This is a genomic window from Clostridium aciditolerans (assembly GCF_016316925.1).
GTDB lineage: Bacteria > Bacillota > Clostridia > Clostridiales > Clostridiaceae > Clostridium_AM > Clostridium_AM aciditolerans.
On record NZ_JAEEGB010000013.1, the window covers coordinates 173,272 to 195,152 of the forward strand.

Annotated in this window: 14 protein-coding genes and 1 pseudogene; 2 read left to right on the top strand and 13 right to left on the bottom strand. The window is 29.4% G+C overall.

Annotation, left to right across the window (positions count from 1 at the left end; all coding sequences use genetic code 11):
* Positions 1-452: 452 nt before the first annotated feature.
* The 13 genes from I6U51_RS11970 to I6U51_RS12025 form a co-directional block, all read right to left on the bottom strand.
* Positions 453-5,390 (bottom strand): hypothetical protein, encoded by a 4,938-nt coding sequence (locus I6U51_RS11970; protein ID WP_211142839.1) that lies wholly within the window; start codon positions 5,388-5,390, stop codon positions 453-455.
* Positions 5,383-6,495: a ComEC/Rec2 family competence protein gene (locus I6U51_RS11975; RefSeq protein ID WP_211142840.1), complete on the bottom strand. Its 1,113-nt coding sequence runs from the start codon at positions 6,493-6,495 to the stop codon at positions 5,383-5,385. The genes I6U51_RS11970 and I6U51_RS11975 overlap by 8 nt, the downstream gene beginning before the upstream one ends.
* Positions 6,496-7,096: 601 nt before the next feature.
* On the bottom strand, positions 7,097-11,599 hold the full coding sequence (locus tag I6U51_RS11980) for a coiled-coil domain-containing protein (protein WP_211142841.1): 4,503 nt from the start codon (positions 11,597-11,599) through the stop codon (positions 7,097-7,099).
* A 12-nt stretch (positions 11,600-11,611) separates the two neighbouring features.
* The gene (locus tag I6U51_RS11985; RefSeq protein ID WP_211142842.1) at positions 11,612-12,331 is read right to left on the bottom strand and encodes a DUF6063 family protein; all 720 of its coding nucleotides are present in this window, start codon (positions 12,329-12,331) and stop codon (positions 11,612-11,614) included.
* 14 nt (positions 12,332-12,345) lie between these two features.
* Positions 12,346-13,890: a hypothetical protein gene (locus I6U51_RS11990; protein WP_211142843.1), complete on the bottom strand. Its 1,545-nt coding sequence runs from the start codon at positions 13,888-13,890 to the stop codon at positions 12,346-12,348.
* A complete protein-coding gene (locus tag I6U51_RS11995; protein WP_211142844.1) occupies positions 13,878-14,930 on the bottom strand; it encodes a Wadjet anti-phage system protein JetD domain-containing protein in 1,053 nt (350 codons plus the stop codon). Before I6U51_RS11995 ends, I6U51_RS11990 begins: the two co-directional genes overlap by 13 nt.
* Positions 14,931-15,125: 195 nt before the next feature.
* Entirely contained in the window at positions 15,126-16,070 is a 945-nt protein-coding gene (locus tag I6U51_RS12000; RefSeq protein WP_211142845.1) for a helix-turn-helix transcriptional regulator, read from the bottom strand.
* A gap of 291 nt (positions 16,071-16,361) precedes the next feature.
* A complete protein-coding gene (locus I6U51_RS12005) occupies positions 16,362-16,937 on the bottom strand; it encodes an IS630 family transposase (protein ID WP_246517303.1) in 576 nt (191 codons plus the stop codon).
* The gene (locus tag I6U51_RS12010) at positions 16,900-17,439 is read right to left on the bottom strand and encodes a helix-turn-helix domain-containing protein (RefSeq protein WP_211142847.1); all 540 of its coding nucleotides are present in this window, start codon (positions 17,437-17,439) and stop codon (positions 16,900-16,902) included. The genes I6U51_RS12005 and I6U51_RS12010 overlap by 38 nt, the downstream gene beginning before the upstream one ends.
* Positions 17,440-18,041: 602 nt before the next feature.
* A complete protein-coding gene (locus I6U51_RS25105) occupies positions 18,042-18,650 on the bottom strand; it encodes a group II intron maturase-specific domain-containing protein (RefSeq protein ID WP_281395964.1) in 609 nt (202 codons plus the stop codon).
* A gap of 34 nt (positions 18,651-18,684) precedes the next feature.
* Positions 18,685-19,281 (bottom strand): reverse transcriptase domain-containing protein, encoded by a 597-nt coding sequence (locus I6U51_RS24765; protein ID WP_281395965.1) that lies wholly within the window; start codon positions 19,279-19,281, stop codon positions 18,685-18,687.
* Positions 19,282-19,928: 647 nt separating this feature from the next.
* Entirely contained in the window at positions 19,929-20,147 is a 219-nt protein-coding gene (locus I6U51_RS12020; RefSeq protein ID WP_211142848.1) for a hypothetical protein, read from the bottom strand.
* Between the two features lie 83 nt (positions 20,148-20,230).
* Entirely contained in the window at positions 20,231-20,524 is a 294-nt protein-coding gene (locus tag I6U51_RS12025; RefSeq protein ID WP_211142849.1) for a hypothetical protein, read from the bottom strand.
* Positions 20,525-20,723: 199 nt separating this feature from the next.
* Between I6U51_RS12025 and istB the strand changes: the two are divergent.
* Positions 20,724-21,265: pseudogene (gene istB / locus I6U51_RS24770) on the top strand (IS21-like element helper ATPase IstB).
* 2 nt (positions 21,266-21,267) lie between these two features.
* Positions 21,268-21,708 carry a hypothetical protein gene (locus I6U51_RS12040; protein ID WP_211142851.1) on the top strand — a complete coding sequence of 147 codons (441 nt, stop codon included), beginning with the start codon at positions 21,268-21,270 and terminating at the stop codon, positions 21,706-21,708.
* Positions 21,709-21,881: the final 173 nt, after the last annotated feature.

The window sequence follows — 21,881 nt, forward strand, 5'->3', positions numbered from 1 at the left end:
CTTGATTTGAAAATAATAATTATAATATTAAATCTACCAAAGCTTATATATCTACATTATAGTACATATTTTGTTTTTCTACCCTTATTTTACCTATATAAATAATTCAAATAGATACTATTTACTCTTAATTACTCCATGAGAAAAAAAGATAATAACACTTTCTTGTAGAGTTGTTACTATCTTTTAAAGTTATTGTAAATGTGCTTTTTACTAACAATTGTTGTCAATATATTTATTTTGTATATTCCTATATAATCGTTCTTAGGTTAACTCCATACATATATTTCTAGAATTAAACTTTAAAAATTCTAAGACTTTTTACTAAACCTAAAAATATCACGCCTATCCAAACAGTGTTTCAGCTCACTTACCTCAACTATTCCACAGAAAGCAGCTTAAAATTATAATCCCCCTATTCTTATTGCAATGGTTTAATAAACTCATGAAATTTATCTCTTAGATAAATCCCCAGAGAGTAACTCTTTTTGTATTTTTATCGCAATATCATTTCCTGTTTCCGCCATATTATTGATAATAAAAATAAATTTTGTGCATAACTCAGATTTACTAAGAATTACTCCTTTATTTACAAGCCAAATATCTAAAAACATTTTAGATAAGTGGTGGACTTTGACACTGTCTTCAAATAATGATCTTTTATCCGATAAACTATTTATACATATATAAATGCATTCAATTTTATTCTCAAATGAAATATTTCTACCTAATTTGATTAGAAATAAAACCAAACCTAAAAAACATTCCTTTAAGCTACCAACCTTTTTACACCATAATAGAATAAATCTTATAAAATGATCCCCTCCTATCCAATTTCCTATCTCTATTTCTATTTCGTAATCGGAGTTATTAAATAATAATATATTTAATATTTCTAACATAATATTTCTCTTATTTGAATCTTGAAATGAATCTATATCAATGCTAAGTATAAATTCACCAATATAAATCCAGTTATTCAAAAATATATATTTAAATAATCCCTCATCTATAGTATTTATTGTTCTAAGAGTCATTTCTAAAATATTTTTTATCAACTGAACATGCAGATTAAAATTTTCTACTATACAATTAAACAACTGAGAATTTTTTAAATCTACGCATCCAATAAAGTAATTTCCAATAGCCAAATATAAATTTTTTTCCCAGTTGTTGCACTCAACCTCTTGTCTTGAAGAAATATGCAATGAATTACTTTTAGAATATACATTAAACGTATACAACAGCATTTGACATAAAAAATGTTCATACCAATCCTTATCCTTAATTAACTTTACATACTCAAATATTGGCAAACAAAAAACAACAGGGTATAAGTATTCAGGATTTAGTGGGTAAGTTGAAAATTTCATTTTATATACTTGTTGGGCTCTCTTTTTAGAAAATAAAATTTTATTTACTTTTTTTACAATACAATTGTGATCTTTAAAATTAATTATAGAGAATTTAATTGCTTGATTAATGCATTTCCATATTATTTCTTGATTGATTATCCAGAATATCTTTAAGTTAGAAAACAAAGCCTGTCTTATTTGAATTCTATAATGTCCAACCAAATTTAATAATTCATCTAACAACTCATTATCAGTTGGACACTTTGCTACTAGAATTGGTAATGAAAAAGTTACAACATACTCATATCCCGATTCCATTTCTAACTCGATGCTACCGTTTGTATCTGAAGTTATTATATCTTTATGCTTCTCTAGTCTGCCAGGTCTTTTTGCAGCATTCAGAATTTGCTGTCTACACCAATTTTGTAAACCATTATTCGTAACCCAGGTCCATCTCCAACTGATTAAGGCAGATGCAAATGTAGCTAATACATCTGCAACTAGAACAGGTCTACTCTCATCATCTGACCCTTTGGGTACATAATTAAGGTTATCTTCTTTCTCAAGTTGCTTTGAATATTGTATTGCAGAATCTAATGAATATTCTTCACTGATTTTATTTTTAAATAGAAATATATTTGACCAATGCCAAAATTTCTCTAACATAATCATTTCTGCTGTTTTACGGGGATATAGATCTTTATAATCACGTTTAATTGCATTTTTTATAAGTGAACATTCTAAAACTGTCTCCCTATAATTGTATATAAAATGCCTATCATCCTCAAAAAATATAGGTATATCACTATCGATTTTATTTACAAATTCTAGTAAATAATTATTACTCTTTTCAAATATAAACCATGATAAAAATTTGATAATCCCCCACATTGGGAAAGTATTATTAGTTAACTCCAACAAAATATTAAAATCTTCATCATCAGAAAGATCTTTAAAATAAAGTCCTTTGTCAAGTTCCACTATAAATTCATTCATTTCATTTATTCCAAAAATTTTTTTCACTCTTTTATAATCTAAGTATATAAATGCTACATTAGTTATAATAGGTAATATTGCCTCAGCAGCAATCTCATAATTTGTACATGCTGCTGAAACACAAACACTTATTACTGCCACTGATGTGTTTCTATCTAAAACCAAATGAAATAATCCCTTTGGATCTTGTCCACTTTGAAGTTGCTCATTCATCCATTTTTCTAATGCCATCAATGAACAAGTTAAAATCTTTGGAACTCCAAATTGGTACCTATGCCAACAATATACTTCTTCATCACCCCACACCTTTTTTTCCACATTATTTAGGTAAAAAATTTGTGGCAATGGGTTACCCTGATTAGTTCTTTTTACATGTTGTTTCATCCATATATTAGTTGCATGATTCACAATATTATTTATCAGGCTCACGCCATCTATTGGACTATTTCTTAATAACTCTATAAATAGCCCCTGTTGAAAGCTTGCTATCTTTATATTAAACTGTTTAATGCCATAATTGTTAATATCAAAATCGTTATCTTCAGTATTAGAAATAATAACTTTATTTAAAATACTTGATGCCTCTTTAGGTATATATTTTATTATTGGAACCCATGCACTATCAATAATTGTTTTTTCAATATAATCTTGTAATTGATTGCTCATTTTGCATTTAAATAGACTATCGATTCTTTCGGGAAATATATCTGCTGACCACAAAATGATTTCAAAGATATTTTCATATAGCTTATTAGATTCACTATCATTGAATTTATAATTAAACCTAAGAAAATAATCAAAGAAAAATTCTGATAAGTTATACCTAATTCCATCTTGACCAAGAGTATAAATAATCCACTCTTTTGCAAGAAATGAAAATTCATAAATATTTTCATCTGTTAATTTAAGTCTATTGTTTAAAATAGACTCTATTACCGGTATCCATTGATTATCAACAGGTCTTGTTATAACAGTTTTGTGGCTTTTATCCATTACATTATTAATTTGAGTTTCAGCACAAAATTTCCTTAAAGTTTTAATTAATAGGGTGATTAGATTGTTTTCTTGTAATTTAAATAAATCATTAAAAAATCTATTAATATCCGCAGAATTAAATAGTGATACTAATATTCCCTGTTTCCAAATAGGTAAAAGATTCGGTGTATTTTCGATTGCTTTTAAAATTAATAACCATTGATTAATATCTTTATGAATATCTAAAGCTTTACAACATAATAAACTTAAAGGCCTGACTAGAAATAATCTTTGATTACTATCATTAATTATTTCTGACAATAATTTTGGGTTTTTTTCAAAAAAAGTTACAATCGTCCATTCCTCATATACATCATGTGCAAATTTAAGCTCATTACCTTCTTTTATTAGTATTCTATCTGAAAGCAACCCTTTCATAGCTTCATTTTCTGAATCCATTTCCATTATAGATTCAATTCTTGCATCTTTCCGTATTATCTTAAATAATAATTGCTCTCTTTTGTCAGGTTTTCCCTTACCTTCATAAGTTTCTTCCGACAATCGAATTATTTTATCTCCAAACCATTGAATTAGCCCAATTTCATTGGAATAATCAGGATTATCATCTTCAATTCTAATATCTTTATAAGGTAATGTCATTATATCTAGTATAGCTGGTCTCCAAATTATTTTTTCTAAGTTCTTATGTATAGACAAATTATTTAGTATTGGAAACTTGCTAATAACTTCATTAATATCTTTTTTATCTAATGCATTAATTGATATACTGTCATACTTAACTTTGCATCTATTAAGCTCATCCTTAACATTAGAAAGAATATTATTGGATTGATATGTTCTGCAAGAAAAAATAAGCTTCCACTTTTGATTTTTTGATTCACTAGCAGCCCCATTTCCCTGATTTACTCTAATTACTATGGAAATTAGGTCATAGATAATCCTTACGCGATTTTCATCAATAGCATTTTCTAATCCATCTACAATAATGTAATTATCTGATTTTGTCTTTGAAAATGCCAAAATATCTTCAAATCTATTTTTAACATTTTTATTATGCAAAAATTCATCAATATCCTTACCATTAAATCTCTTAGCAGAAAACATAAATAATAGATTATCGGCTTTTAGTTTGTTAGCTAACAATTTTGTAACTACTGATTTACCAACCATAGGTTCGCCAAGAATAAAAAGCACATCATTGTAACGTAACTTTTTTTCTGAATCGTTTATTAAACCATCTCTAGGCAATTGGAGCTCTCCGCCTATTTTATCTTTAATTATGTCTGAAATAAATTTTGAATATCCATTAAGTTTATCAACGTCCTCCTTTAATTGGAGTACTGGTTCTTTAGATAAAGATATATCGCATTCATATAGTTCCTTAATTTTATCTAGATACCATTTTATATGCCATACATAAAAAATATAGTAAAATGCCTCTCCGTCTTTATTTACTGGAATTTTTTTTGTAAGGCCAAGAAGATATATTTTATCATTAATTTCACAATATAGTGGGCCACCTGACATACCAGCTACTTCTTCTTCAAAATATCCTCTTGTCGCGAATGGCTGTTTTAATGTTAGCATAATACGAGGACATTTATAGTTTTCAACTATAACATTAATAGGCAAGTAAGATAAATCAAGCCCTTCCTTATCTATTAATGATGGAAACCCTGCCAATTTCACATCATAATTCATGCTAGAAGAAAAGTCTTTCGGTAATATCATATTATCTTCTTTAGAAAACCATTTTAATTTTTCTATATAAATAACAGCAACATCTAAATCTTCAACATCACTTTTATCATACAGAACTTCAGTTATCGTGAAGTTTTTTTCACAAGCTTCTTTATATTCAGTATCAATCTTAATATGTTCTTTATTACCATCAAATTCATCAATCACATGGTATACAGTTAAGATTGCATCCCTTTCTGCATCAGGCAAAGATACAATAATACCAGTTCCCTGTACCGCTCTGTTGCTTTTCTTATCATTATATGTTATTTTAACAATTGCTTTCGTAATATCATTACTCATTTCTTTCTCCAATAAATTTATATTTTTCACATTTTAAACGATAAGAATCTTCCAGAGCATTTATAAAAATCTTATTAATAAGTTGTTCATAGTTAAAATAAAATTTTGCATTCTCATTATTGTCCCATATTCTAGCCAACGTCTTTTTATTTGGATGACTGTAACTTTTCCCATCTGTAGATATAAGATAGTTGTTGCAATCAATCAACTCAAGAAAGCTATTTTTTAATGTACCAATACTTCCATGATGTGATAATTTCACATGCTCAAGTTTTAATTTATTATTTTCTGTGTAACCTAAATCTCTTAATTCTTTTTCTACTATATCATAATCACAATCACCAAGCATTAAGACTCTTTCTTGAGTTGATTCCTCCTCTAATAAAAAAGCAATACTTGCACGATTATATGATGTTAGAGCTTCACAATCTGTCTTTTTTTTCAGCTCTTCAATCGTATCTTTATAATCATCCATGATTTTGCATTTACTAATATTCCCTTTTGCTTTATCTACTTTATTTTTTTCTGCTTTTCTAATATCAATTTCATATTGTTTATAATAGGCTTCTAACGTTTCTTTACTTGGAGATAAAAACTTTATATTAATTCCATGTTCACTTATATTCATTCTACTTTTGATTTCTTTATCATCCACAATAATTACTTCATCTGTTAACTTGTCCATATTGCAGAGTAATTGTTCCACGCTTTGTGCTGATGTAGCACTTATATTTCCATTACTTATTTTATATTCTATCTTTTGTGGTTTTACATACGCTTTTTTTAAATATAATGCTGTAGCATAGGGAGAATTGTATATAACCTTCATAATATTTAGTCTTAATTCTTTATACTTATTTTTTAGTAAATCCTTAAATAATCGTTGAACTCCTTTTATATGATCATCATCTATATGTGTCAAAACTATCAAGTTGATTTTATGTTCTCTTAAATATGACAAAATAAAATCCTTATTTTTTTCTATTCCATCATAACTATCACCAGTTCCCCCATCTACCAAGATGTTATATGGAAGTCCATCATTATTTTTTGTTTCAATCAAAAAACAGTCGCCATATCCAGCTTTCATCATCGTAATTTTCATAATTTACCTCTTTATATCATTATTGAATTTAAAATATCTTTGCATAATAGATATTAATTGTATAATCAAGATAAAAAATAGTATTATATTTTCTTTTCAAAGATAATAATTGTACTCTAAATTGACAATATTATCATATATATTTTTATTATACTACAAGTTTTGTCACCATATCTTGTTTTTTTTATAATATTTTTACTGTTTTTTACTATTTAAACTAAAATAGTTCAATATCAATTACTAGAATAACAAAAGATAGCAAAACCTTATATAAAAGTTTTACTATCTTTTTATAATTATCGCACCTCTGTTTTCTTACAAGTAGCTAACAGCACTCCATGTGCTCTGACTGACTGCAGTATCTTAACATATTAGAATTAATATATTTCATAGCTTGTTTATATTTGTACACCAATCCAATTAGTTACTTTGCTTAGTTAGAAAATAGCACGCCATGTGCATTTTCATCCATGGTTGCGGCGTGCGCGCTATAGGTGGTAAATTAAATAATGATTTTTTTAGTGCTGAGCTTTATACTCCTAATCTCAGTTGGTCCATCTTCGTAATGCTCAATGCTATCTGTTGTTTTATCTAAAAAACACTATTCAATCATCGATATCTGATCCCCAACCAATTTCTTATAACTCAATTTATCTAAATCAACTTCAGATTTTAATTTCTTAATAACCACAGTTTGAGTACCTGAGGCATTAACCTCAGTGTCTAAATAATACTTAACGTCAAATAGTGGTAATAAGTTGCTCGGCATACCGTATCCAAGGCAAAGAACTTGAAAATTATTTTCATCAAGAAGCTTTATTATAGGCTCCCATATATAAGAAGCGGCCATACCTGAAAAAGGAGCATCAAGCATAACAAATTTTCTACTTTCATCCCCTATATGAGGATTGTAAAGCTTTTTAATAAAAGAAATCAAACATATAAATATATTGTATGCCATACCGTTAGATTGACCAGTTGAACCTATTACTTCCGCCCAAGAAATAGACTTACTATTACTTTCAATAGCATCAACCTTATAAATCTTAACATCACAATTATTTATATTATCAACAAATTGAGAAAACAAATCTTTTAGTTTCAGATTATTAGCTAAATAGCTAAGCCTCTCTGATTCTTCTATATTTTGAAGTCCATTAACTAAATGGTTTATATATGATTTCATTCTAGCCTTTCTAATCACCTCATCAGCAGGTTTCACTATAACTTCAATCATTGAGGTCGCTTTACCATTTATATTTATTTTAGAAAGATGTGTAAGATTTAATAGCTCGCCATAAACTTGCTCACACTTTTGAAGAAGTTGATTAATGAAAACTTCCTCGTCTTCTTTAAGCTCATTAATAATAGTACTTATTCTCTTCTTTTCTTCATCTAAACTTTTTATATACCCATGCTCACCTTGAAGCCTATCTATAATAAGTGTACATTCATCTTTACTAACTGGTGTGCTTTGTCTTAAGTTTTCCAAGTCTTCCTTAAAATGAACCAACTCAGAATCCATAAGATTTTTTATAATCCTATCCAACGTGCTTTCATAATTTAGCTTAGTGTTCTCTAAAGAAGAAAGTGCTCTATTAACTTCACCTTCAATTGTTTTTATCCCGCTTAAACTTTGGTTATAATCTTCTACTTCAACACTGTGAAATTGAATACCATTTCTATCAGCTACTCTATTAAGTGTATTATCATATTCCATTAAGAATTTGTCCTTTTTTTCTAACGCATCTTTTGTATCATAAAATTCTTTTATAGATCCTTGTACTTTAGAAATTTCAACTTCTATTGAATTTAAAGCTATATCAATTTTATCTAATCTTTCCTTGATATTAGTTTCTGATAGATTCATTTTTTCATAGGTTAAGCCCGTATATTTACTTTTAAAATTATTACACATGGTATTTATAGTACCTTCTAAATTATCAATTTCTGTTTTAAATTTTCTTTCAATTTTGTTTAAATCTCTAAGTTCTATTTTGCTATCATTTATAGATTTTTCTAATTCCTCTAAATAACTGTTATAGTCTCCAGTAAATAGTTCAGCATTGTTAAAATAATTTATGTTATATTTAATACCAATCTTATTCTTATTTTTTCTTTCTATTTCCTTATCTTCCGTATCTATAGATTTGTTAAGCTCTTCAATAGCTTCTTGAAGCATTTGTAATCCACTAATACTGCCCTCTACATTTTTTTTGTATAGTTCAAATTTGCTCTTAATTTCAGATAAAGGTAAATCTTCTTCAAAAATAGTAATTTCAATTGTAGGTGAAAAAGAAAGCTCTTCCAATTCCTTGCCTGCTTCAATAGAATCTTTATTCAAACCATCTACTCTAATTGATATTTCAGGCATTTCTCTATCAATCTCTTCCTCCTCAATTTTCTTTTGCAAAAGTTCTATGTTACATTTCTCTAAACTATCCTTATTTATTGATACAGCAGCCTCTAGCTTTATCCTTTCTTTAGATAACTTCTCCAAAGTCTCATAATCCGAAAGTTCCTCTTCTAAACCTTTTATAATATGAGATAACTTAGACATAAACTGCTCTAGCTCTACTAATTTAGCTTCAGTTGTTTCTATTTCCTTTTCAAGTGTTTTGATATTCTCTTTAGCTTTAGCAACAGTATCAACAATATTATTTGTTTCCATTTCTAATTTCTTAGTTAATTGTTCTTTTTGCTTAACTTCTACTTCGCTGTACTTAATTTCAAAGTTAATGCAAATATTATAATCATTTTCTATACTGTTCAATTCATTATTAAGCCTTAATTGTTCTATATTAAGAGTTTCTACTTCCTTTTTTAGCTTAAGCAATTGCCGTTCACTAAACTCTGGATCAACAAAGCATTCCTTATCCCTAACAGTAAAAGCTAAATTTTCTAAATTTACTTCTCCTATCCCGTGAAGTACTTCAGAATTAATAATAGGAACTACTTCATCATTAAACTTACGTCTTAAAGATATATCACTTATTATTTTATTAAAATCATACTTATCAACTATTATGCCATAAGGAATCAATTCTGTAATTTCAAATAAAGCCTTTCTTTCTTCTAAAGTTTTGTTTTCTAAAAAGCTGCTTCCCAAAACAGCTGATTTGTAACTAGCTGAAATAATATCAAATTGATATCTTGCACAATCTGAGAGGGAAACTACAGTTTTATTTTCTAAATCTCTAATAGTAGTATTTAATCCACTAATTTTTTCACCAATTTTTCTTGTTTCCTCTTTGATAGTATTGCTTATACCCTTTAGATATTTAGAAATAGTTTGATCTTGGTAAGTATATTTTCCTCTAATTAAATTATAATTAAAGTATTCGCCATTGTACTTATCAATTTCGTTAAGAAGTTCCTTTAACCTTATATTCTTATTTTCTATATCTTGTTCCTGTATTTTAATTTCATTTTCATGATTTATAATTGCATCATTATTTTTTTCTAAATTCAATTTTAAATTTGTTAACTCTTCTTGTTTTTTATTTAGCAACTCATTATTACTATTTAATTCTTTTGTAATATCCTCTTTCAGCAAGTGAACTATTCCTTTTTTAATATCCCTGATTTCCTTATCTAACTTTAGGAGGTTTTCCGAATTATCTTTATCTAAAGTTTCAAGATGTCGTATATCTGCCTCTAATGTTGATATCTCTCTACCTACTTTGAATTTACTGTCATTTAATTTTTCAAGTTTACCTTTTTCAATATTGTATAGTCCACTTTTTCTATTAACTTCTTCGTTTAAAGCCTTTTTATAGTAACATCCCCAATAGTTATAGTCACTTATTATTAACTCTTTATCCTTAGTTAAAGCACTTATTGCTTCTTCCTTTACCTTCACCTTTTCTTTTAGGTCTAAATAAGTTCTATAGATTTTTTCACATTCATACCTAAGTCGTTTATCTTCAATTTCCTTTATGTTCTTTTCTTTATTTTTATAAGCATTTAGTGCTACAAGATGTTCTTTCTCAAAAATTTGAAATTTAAGTTTAACTTTCTTAATTTCGTAGGCATCTTTTTCTTTATTAAGTTCATCAACTTCATTATTCTTATTTGACAATAATTTTGTAGCATTTGTTATGTCTTTAGAAACTTTACTTGTATTTTCTTCATTTAAGGTTTTGTTATATGAAACAATCTTCTTATATTTACTTAAAGTATATATCACTTTATCTTTCTCACTATATGAATGAAACAGTCCTTCAATTTTAGGCACAATATTTACAAGTTCATTTTGAACATATTCATACTTACCCCTTAAAGCTTCCTTCTTTTGGAGTTCCCCTAAAGTTTTTCTTAAAGTAATCAAAGTGTTAGCTCTTGATTCACTACTTTCAAAATCATCTGAATTTCTTAGTTGATAGCTTTTTTCAATAATAGGTATTAAAGTTATTAATATGAAATCCTTCCCTTTTAGGAATGGTTTTAAGTAATTTGCAGAGTTTCCTTCATATTTATTTATTTCTATCATTTCTTCAAATTCGCTTTTATTAATATTAAGTTTCGCTAGTTCTTCGTGGTGCCTCCAATTCGTATTGTTAATAATTACTGCATAATCAATGGAACCTTTATTTTGTAGATCTCTTAAATTTCTTTCCAATGCATTTTTTGAAATGAATTTTTTATTACCATTTTCATCTACCCTAGATAGAGGAAAATTTTCTATATCAAATTCATTAGGCATATTATAAAGGCATATGTATCTAAACATGTCAAAGTTTTTATTTGATTTATTAGCCCCTTCTTCAAAAGGTTTGTTTTCATTTTCTTTAGCATAAGTACATATACCTACCATAGCATATTTATAAGCACTCCCTTGGTCTAGCTGAAACTCCATTATGCTATGAAATACTCTATTTTTATTTTGTTTGTTAAACAAAACATTAATACTTTTCTTTTCATCAAATTTTGAATTTGGTAATATAGGTTGATTAATACACTGCATATAGAAGGTCTTACCTACACCATTGATTAAATCAATATATGTATTTTTACCACCTAATTTTATTAAAAAATCATCGTAATAATTATTTCCATCATTATATTTAATATTACATATTCTTACCCTATTTAGGTCAGGCATAATTTTTCTCCTTTACATCTCACCTTTTGCAAACTCTACAAGAACGTTTTTAACATCCTTTCTATCAAAGAAATCTGCTATTAAAGCTCTAAATTTATCAGTAGGTGCAAAGCTTCTCTCTTGTTTATTTTGAATTAAAATATTCTCCCCCACAAGAAAAGCTAATGTTCTATTTACAAATGAGTATTTATAATTACTTTTTCGTGAACTATCCAAGTTATTCTCTGAAGAATTAACCGGAGTTTCATCCATATCAAGCCATCTCTCTCGTATTGCTTGCAGAGAACTTTCTTCATAGGTTACCTCCTCTGAATTCTTAACTGTAATGGCTCTAACCATCGTATTTACCCTTTCTACCACTTCTGTATTAGTTATATAATCTTTGTAAGTAGCATAAGCTGTCTCTTTGTAAAACATAGTAATAATCGTATATATAATGAAATAGCACAAATAAATCTCATTATTACTATCTACTTTAAGCAAGACCTTGAGTTCATCATTTTTATAGCCAAAATACGGGTTATTTACCCCTGGTGTAATAAACAGACCTCTATTATATTCAATCAAGTTTAGGCCATAAGACGATATTATTTTTTGCACAAGACTTTGCACAACAGTATCTATAATATAGTTACTGTATAAATACATTTCTTTATCCTCTAATAATTCATTATGTCTTAAAAGATAGCCAACTATCTCCTGGGCTTTATCAAAATCCGAATCTTGTATCATTATTAATTTCCCTTCTAAATTAACATATAATTAAAATTTGTTATTTCTATCCCATTAAAGCTTGCATATTCACCCTGTAAGGATTTGCATACCAACTTCCTGTTTATAAATATCTCTAGTTCACTATATTTATAAACTAAAGTTTTAAATATAGCCTCGTTATCTAAAACATCCCAAGAACCTTTTTCAATATCTTTAAGACTATATTCTTTATACCCTACTCCTGCACCTTTAACTCTGCTTAAGGTTAGTACAAAGGAAGTGAAGTCTCCATTATATAATATTTCTTCACCATACTTATAGAATAAAGCCTCCATAAAAAAATTTAAGTCTATGCTTTTATACTCAGTAACTAAGAATAAAAGCTCCTTTAAAAAAACAGATGTATTATTTAATATCCTATCTTCAATAATTTCATCTAGTTTAACATATCCAACTACCTCTCCTTTCTCTGATTCCACTTCTTCCTCAGCTTCTTTCGTAGGTTTACGCCACAGGAAGAGATCATTTATTTTTCTCAAGGGAAATGTCTTGTTTATTTTAGGATTGAATAAAACACTACAAGCCATAGATAGATTAATCACTGTATCTTCTTTTATTGATTTATCTAAGAGATTCATAAAATTTAAATTTTCTCTTAGAATATTTTGTCTCCTTTGAGCAAGTATTTCATCTGCCTTATTTCTTAAGTCCACTACAGAACCTAATAATTTTGAATGAAGATCTACTGACTTGTTTAATTCAATTTTCATATTAGTAACAAATTCTTTAAGTTTCATCTCCTTTTCAGAAATTTGTTCCTTGTCTATTTTTTGGAGATATTCTTTTTCCATACGATTTAAAGAACTAATTGTATCCTTAAAAAGTTGTTTCTCTTCTTCTAATCTGACTCTAACATTTTTTGTATATTGATCATATCCCTCAAATGAATAATAGGACAATTCCTCCAGTATCTCTGCTTTTCTTTTAATTTGTTTTCTTATTTCTATGTTTAGATTAGATAACGCATTTATGGCAGAATCAAAATCCCCGTTATCTACAAGCTTCCTAAGAATTAATAATGTAATAGTTATCTTGCTTTCTTCCCCAAATTCTTTTGTTTGAAGAAAGAAATCTACCCCCTCACTACTTATCTTATAGAGATTTTTTTCTATTAGCTTATTATAAGTTCTTCCAATGTACCTTATCTTCTTCTCAACCTCTTGACCTCTTACTACATCATAGTAATTATAAGGAAACGGACCACCACCGTTTTGTAGTTTATTTAACATATATCTAGTTAGTTCTTCTTGTTCATCTTCCTTAAGAATATCCCCATAATAGTCTTCTACCATATTATTTATAAAGTTTTGTATTTCAGAAAAAGTTAAGCCTTTATCCTTTAATAATCCTTCATAAAGAAGATATGATAGTATTCCCATGGTCAATACCCCCACATCATAGCTATTGTTGTACTTTTTCAACTTGCAGATTTCAAAGAACGGAAGATATTTAGCAATATTATTCAATCTAACTGGTAAATCTTCTTTTATGTTATGAAACATTTTTACATTATCCATAGTTGTTTGTTTCCTCTCAATACTTCTATATTAAGAGCTTCTTGAGGAATAAACAATTTTTCTTTAAGCACCTTATTAAAGATATTTTTCTTTTCATCATTAAGCTCTTGAATATCCGTCTGCAATACCCTATAATCCACAGTATTTTGATTTGGCATCTTTCTAAAGCCTTGCTTTATTCCAATGTCTATTAAAAATTCATAACATGGTAGGCAGAGATTAATATTTAATTGATTAAACTTTTCCTTGAAATTTAAATATATAAGCAGACCCTCTGAATCTAAATCTCCGAAATACAAAATTATGTCCTCTGCATTTATACCATAAAAGGAAAAGTCATAATCTTTATTAGTTATACCATAGCCTCCACCAAATATAATCATATCAATAGCAGGTATTAAACCTTCCGACATAATTACCTTATGGAAAGTCCAATATGTATCTAGATTTTCAATTATGAGTATTTTTCTTTCTTTTTTACTATAAAAACTAGGTGCTGGAAAACAAAGTAGCGGTGACGGATTTTGCATACACCTTAAATCTTCATAACTAAGCTTAGTTCTTCTCATAATTCCAGAGTCTTGAAGTAATTTCTCATCGTTAAAAACACTCTGACTTCTTTCCTTCACACTAAGCCATTCCTTAAAATCCTTTTCTCTCAGGAATTTGTCCAGTTTAATTAACATTTCCCTATCTTTTCTTAAAGCATCTACATTTCGCTGATATGAGTATTTGTATATACTACTATGGAGATTATGAACAAAAAGTTTCTCTTCTTCTGTTAGCTGCTCCTTATCATCTACTATTCTCTCATAACTCAAAGATAAGGGTTTAAAAGGATTTGTATTAACCTTCTTGTCCCTTGGAACCAATATTTTCTCCTTTTCTAAATATTTTACAATATCGTAAAAATCATCATAATTAACAGTTTTAAACTTTTTCATCTGAGCTGTATCCCCATTAGAAATAGCCTCATACAAGTCATCTAAGCTTAACCTTTTCTTTTTTAAGCTGTTTATTCTATTTTCATATTTTTTCATATTCCACCTTCTTTTAAAATAATTGCACCCATACTATATTACACTATTAGTCACTATTAATCGTGGAACTATTTAAGTCACATTTTCTTGTTTGTAACTTTATTATAAATAACATTCTCTAATTTAACAAGCAATATTTAAAAATTATATAAAAAATACACAGGATATTTCACCTGTGACACTCGTCTAAAACCTCTAAATAGTTTTCATCATTTTTTTTAGTTCTTCTTTTATTTCTTTTTTTAAATCTTCAGGTTCTAAAACAGTGACCGAAGTCCTCATAGATAAAATCCATCTTATGATATCTGTCTTTCCACTCATTTGCCCTTCAAAAATGATAGTTTCCTTATCAATCCATTGAATTTCTTGATTTTCTGCATATAATCCTTCACTTACTGATTGAGAGAAGGGCTTTTTGATTAATAGTTTTAAATTGTAATTTTCATCATGGAATAATCCTAAATGATTTTTCATAAATTCCTTAATACTAAAAGAAGTAGGTAAATTAAATTTCTCATTCAATACTTCTACTTGAGTTATTCTCATAAGCTTAAAAGTTAATTCCTTTTTTCTATTTTCACAGTAAGCAACAAGATATTTCAAATTGTTCCTTGTTATAAGCCCATAAGGATGAATAATTCTTTCCGTTTCACCAGAGGAAACTGAATTATATTTGATTATCAATTTTTTCTTGGAAATACTTGCTGATTGTATCACTAATTCAAATTTACTTTCTTTATCCAAATTTACCGATTTAGGTTTTATAACAATATTATCTGAATAATCTTCCAATTGATTACATCTTTCATTTATAATTTTTATTTTATCATTCAAACTTTTAAGCTGATATTTCAAATCAAAGTTGCTAGATTCCTTAAGATATGTAGTTGCTATTTGTAAAGAAATAGCTTCTTCAGAACTTAAATCAAGATTCAATAAATAATCATATCCTATTAATTCATATCCTCCAGTTGGACCTGGAATAGATTCTACATTTACGTTAGCTTCAGCTAAATCATCCATGTATTTTCTAATCATTCTTTCACTAACACCCAAATTGTCAGCAAGTTCTTTTGTTTTCATTCGCTTTTTACTTTTTAATAAGATAAGTAATCTAAGCAAATTTGAAAACTTACTCATTTGTTGTTCCTCCTCTTCATCCATAATAACACACTTTAAGTATAGCCCTTATATTAACAAAACAAATTGCGGCCATAATTTATCAACACTCCCTAAGAGATTTTTCTGAAGTGTTTAGAGTTGAGACTATAAACTTTATAACCTGTCAAATAACTTCCCATTATAGACAATATTAGCATACTCAAAGCAACAAAACATTAATTTTTTATTTTCTCTTAAAATAAAATTTGTAATCTTTATCCTTTTTCTAAACTTGTTTACCTCTATAGGGTTCCAACCTCATAAGTTATCCTACACTAGGAATTTACTAGCATAGGATAACGAATAAATTCTACCTTGATTAGAATTTAGTTCACTAAATATATCTGAAATATCAGATATGAGTTCATCAATACTTTTTCTAGCCGCAGGCTTGTATAGATTAGACTTTAGCCAGTTCCATATATTCTCTTGAGGATTCATATACGGGGAATACCTAGGGAGATATATTACGGAGATTTCTTCATCTTTAAATTGCAGAAACTCTCTAACGGCTTTACTAGTATGAAATTTAGCATTATCCCAAATAACATAGACCATTTTATCAGGATTTATGCTTATTAAATATTTTAGAAAGTATATTGTTTCAACAGAAGTTATAGTTTTTTCAGAATTATAAACATCAACAACGGCATGAGATCCTTTTAGAATTTCAGTAGCTCCAATAATATTTACACCATCGTGAGATGCATTTTTCTGTAACACATGGGGATGCCCTAACGGGCTCCAAGATAAACGATTATTGGATTCTACTGAAACAGAGGTTTCATCTAAAGCATAGACAACAACATCATCTGTGGACTCTAAAGTAGGGAGTGTTTCGGACATTTTTTTTAAAGCGTTCTTGTTCTTTTTCATCAACCTTGGTCGGCTTTTGCTGAGAACGCTTGTAGCTTATTTGATTCTTATGAAGAATACGTCTTATCCATTCGTTAGAATATTTAACTCCATAGTTTTGATAAATATATTCAACTAAGAGATCACAGGTCCAATTAAATGATACGAATCCACAGTCATGGGGAGTCTTATTGGTTACAGTATTTATAAGATCATCTTGCATTTCGGCAGTAAAAGTACCCTCAGAACCACCACGATGATCTTCTAAAGCTTTTAGTCCTTTTTTATTCCACATTTTAATATGCTTTGATACCGTAACTTTAGAAGTACCTACTGTCCTCATTATTTCAGGCGTAGAATGTTTGTTGTATCTCATTATTACTATAGTTAGAATTAGTGAAGCGTACTTGTTTTTAAAATTATTGCTTAAATTTATAACTTCATCGATAGTAAGACCATGTAATGTTGAAACCTCAATCATTTTTCTGCACATATATATTCTCCTTTCACCCGTACATTTAGTATTTGGTGAAAGAATTAGATATATGTGCCTAAGATAAAACTCGAGGTTGGAACCCTATATAGGGTTTCTAGTCCAAAAGTTAACTTATACGCCGGTATATGTTAACTTTCTAGTTAGTTTCCCTATATTACCCTACAAGTTTTATCATTATTTTACTACCTATTATATTTCGTTTACTTTTTTCTTGGATTTAAACTAGAACCCATCACTCTCAATTTTTGCCCTAACAAAAAGATAGTAAAACCTTATTAAAAAATTTTTACTATCTCTTTTAATTATCACATTTCTATGTTTTTCTTGTTAGTAGCTAACAACACTCCATATGTATGATATGCGGGATCATAATTTATTATAATTTTTTTCTTTCTTTTTTGGTTGTCCATGTATACAGCTCACTGTAGTTAATCCTGTATAAAATTAGAATATAATATGGTGTTACAGTTATCTACACTTACGACACTTTCTAAATGATGCCCATTAATCAACTACTCATTAGTCGAGTAAACCCAGGGAATTTCACCCTGAGCTTCTCACAGAACCGAACGTGAAAGTCTCCTTTCATTCGACTCTTGTTATCCAACCGACGGGCGTAGCCCCATCTGCCAGTGATAAAATAAATTTGGTTGCTCCTTACAAATGCGACCAAGCAATTTATGAGACTTCAAATGCTTTCTTCCTATCGATTTGTATTTGTGCCTGATACACTGGATTAGCGTGAGATTTACATAGTTGAGAACATTTCTTGCCTCACCTGCACTGTACTTGCAAAAGTAATTCATCCAACCTCTAAGAACAGGATTCATCCGCTCAGCCAACTCCTCGAGTGAAGCAATTTTGTGCTTTCTTCGTATCTCTCTGATACTGTCTCTCAGATGCTGGCTTGCGCCTTTGCTGACCGCCGGTGTAAAGCCATTGAAAAGGTTTCCATCTCTGCGCTTCACAATGCGCCTACGAAAAGTGTATCCAAGAAAATCAAAGGATTCGTGTTCATGGTGCTCTGGATATACATCACTTTTACAATATACAATTTTCGTTTTACCTGGATGTACTTCCAATTTACATTCTGTCATACGTTCATTAAGCTTAACCAACAAAGCTTTTGCTTCTTCCTCAGTCCGGCAATGAATTACAGCATCATCTGCATATCTTTCCCAAGGATTCTGAGGATGCTTTCGTTTCATCCACCAATCGAATGCATAAACAGATTTGCTAGTACTAGACTGATATTACCCCTCCTTGTGGCGTACCGGCATTCCGCTCTTGAATGGTTCCGACTGGCATAATAATTGGCGCTTTCAGAAACCTTTCAATATACAGAATTACCCATCTGATGTCAGTATGTTTGCGTACTGCTTTCATCATCAGTTCATGATCGATGTTGTCAAATAGTCCTTTGATGTCAAAATCAATGACCCACGGCATTTTCCAGCACCGCTCACGAGCTGCACCCACTGCATCCAATGCAGAGCGATTCGGCCTGTATCCATACGAATCATCGCAGAATATTGGCTCCACTTGTGGTTCAAAGTTCATTCTCACCACCATCTGAGCAACTCTGTCGCTAATGGTTGGAATTCCGAGTAATCTTTTCTTGCCATCCTTTTTCGGGATCTCCACTCCTCTGACTGCTGCTGGAAAATAGTATCCTGATGACATTCTCTTCAAAATTTTGTATAGGTTGTTTTTCAAATCTTTTTCAAACTTAGTAAAGTTTACTTCATCAGTGCCGGCTGCGCCATGATTCGCTTTTACGCATTTATACGCTTCCATTACTTGATATTTTGAAATCTCAAACGGCTTTCCTTCTTTCATCAAATCCTCCCATTTCTGGTTGTTTATTTTCCGAAGTATAGATAACAGAATCCCTTCGCTCCACTGCCATTACAGCAGTTTCATTACTACTACAAATTCTTCCGCAACTAAACCTTGCATCGCTACTTTCATCCTTGTCGTGTCAGCGCTTGGATTTTTCGCTTGTCATCAAGGTTTAGCTTTCTCCTGTTCCTCATAAGAGCCTATATCGTGCTCCTGCAGCCTTTACGCCGACAGCCATCCGGTCAATAAACAGGCACCCACCGGATCTGTCCCAGTTGTGGCTAAATCATCTGGTTTCGACTGCAATAAACCCATTAACGACGCTTCATAGGCTATTCACTTTCGTTCAGCTTCACGATGCACACCTGACTGCTACTGCAGCCTTTTCCATACGCGCTCAGCACCACAACTTTTGGTTGCATCACCTAATGGCGGTTTGAAACCTGCACCTGCATGCCGGCTCTGGAGGGCCCACCTCCATCTCTTATAAAGCACATCCGACTGTGACGCTATTCTTTCCTTTGCACAGTCATTCTTTCAGGACACACTTAGCCTAATAGGTATATTAATTAATAAGAAGCTCAATTCTATTTAAAATCCTCCATTATCTATGATACGATTTATAACGGCAAGCATGAATAATTTCACTTAATTCTTTGTATTATCCAAATATATATATCAACTTCTACTTCAAATGCTTTACCTGCATTTATTACACAACCCCTTATATCATAACCTTCTTCCATTTTAAATTTACTTTTTATTTCTTCATCTATTTTATCTTTTAACAGTTTTTGTGCATCTCCATATTTTTTTATACCTCTATAATACTTTACAGCTTCTTTATATTTCTCTTCTGGCAACTTTTGGGGATGAGTTGCTATTATTATGGCATATTGATTTATACTTTCTCCTGTCAGCTTATCATTCTTTTTAAAGTCATTATTTACGAGTTAATATATCCATCTAATCCTTTTTTGGTTTCAACATCATATGTATATATTGATTTTAGCTCAATTATATCTTTTATTGAATTATTTTCTAATATAACTATATCTATCCGCTTATACTCTCTAGCAATTATATATTTGGATTTATCTAATTCTAAATTTAACCTATACGCTATTTTGTCTCTTATTATTGATTCATTTTTACTTGTTAATGAAAGATATGCTAGTTCGTTCTCACAAAATAAACCACCAATATTACCTACTATTTTTATTAATCTATCTATATCCACATTCTCCACCCCACTTAGTTCATTATACTTTTTATTTTAACATGAAAATCTCGTGGAATATTAATTCAATACTTATTTCTTTAATAAAAATAGCTTCAATAGTTCTAAAATTACTAACACATTGTTATGTTAAATAGAAGCTAAGGGTAAAAAAGAAAGAAATACTGAACGCAACATTAAAGCTACAAGGTTTGAAGGGATAAAGACTTTAGATGGATTTGACTTTACTTTTCCAGATAAAATTAATAAGGATAAAATACGAGATTTAGAAACACTCTCTTCTATAAATAATAAGGAAAATGTAATTCTTCTAGGCCAGGCAGGGGTTGGAAAAAGCCATATAGCTATCACATTAGGTGTATTGGCATGCCAAAGTGGTTTTAAAGTTTTATTTACCACAACTCAAGAACTTATGGACACACTATATAATAGTTATCTACAAGGAACTCTGGAAAGCAAATTTAAAGCTTTTAATAAAATTAACTTATTGATCATTGATGAACTTGGCATTTTCAAATGGATAAAGAAAAAGAGAGTATCTTCTTTCAAATCATACGCCAACGATATGAAAAGCACTCTCTAATAATAACTACTAATATACAGTTAGGTAATTGGGATAAGGTATTTACAAGTAAATTAGCTGCAACAGCCATACTTGATAGACTAATGCATCACTGTCGCTTAATTAGTATAACAGGCTATAGCTATAGAGTAAAGGGAAAAAATAAGGGGAAATCTTAACAATGAACTCTGAACATAAAGATTTGGACTTTAATAAATTTATACGTATTTTTAATACTGAGGGTAAAAAAGCAGCAAAGGAATTTGTATCTACTATTGCAGATATCAATTATGACTATTTTGGTAGGCTATTAAAGAAATATACAGGGTATGTATACAATAGAAGTTTTAAAAGATATGAGATTCCCTCTAATGATGAGCATACATTTATTAGTATGAATGATTTATTGAATAAAGATAAGGGCGATGCTACAAAAGTTGTAGCATCTATCCCTGAAAAAATCTACTATAAAGATCCTGTTGATACACTAAATATAGATATTCTTCAGGATAGGCTTATAGAGTTATCAAAATATATTAAAATAAGTCAAAGTACTAAAAATATTGAAATTAATTTAGCTCGCTTACGCGAAAATGATTATAATGTTGACGTCATAAATTAATCATTTGATGGATCAGTTTTGCTCGTTAATGTGAGTCAAAAGTAGTTGACAATCTACACCTAATACGAAAAATCTTGTTTTCATACTAAACGAATCAATTTATACTATATTTTACCCCTCTTTTCTTTATATATCTATAAAAATAGTAGGAAAAAAGAAGGAAGATTATCACC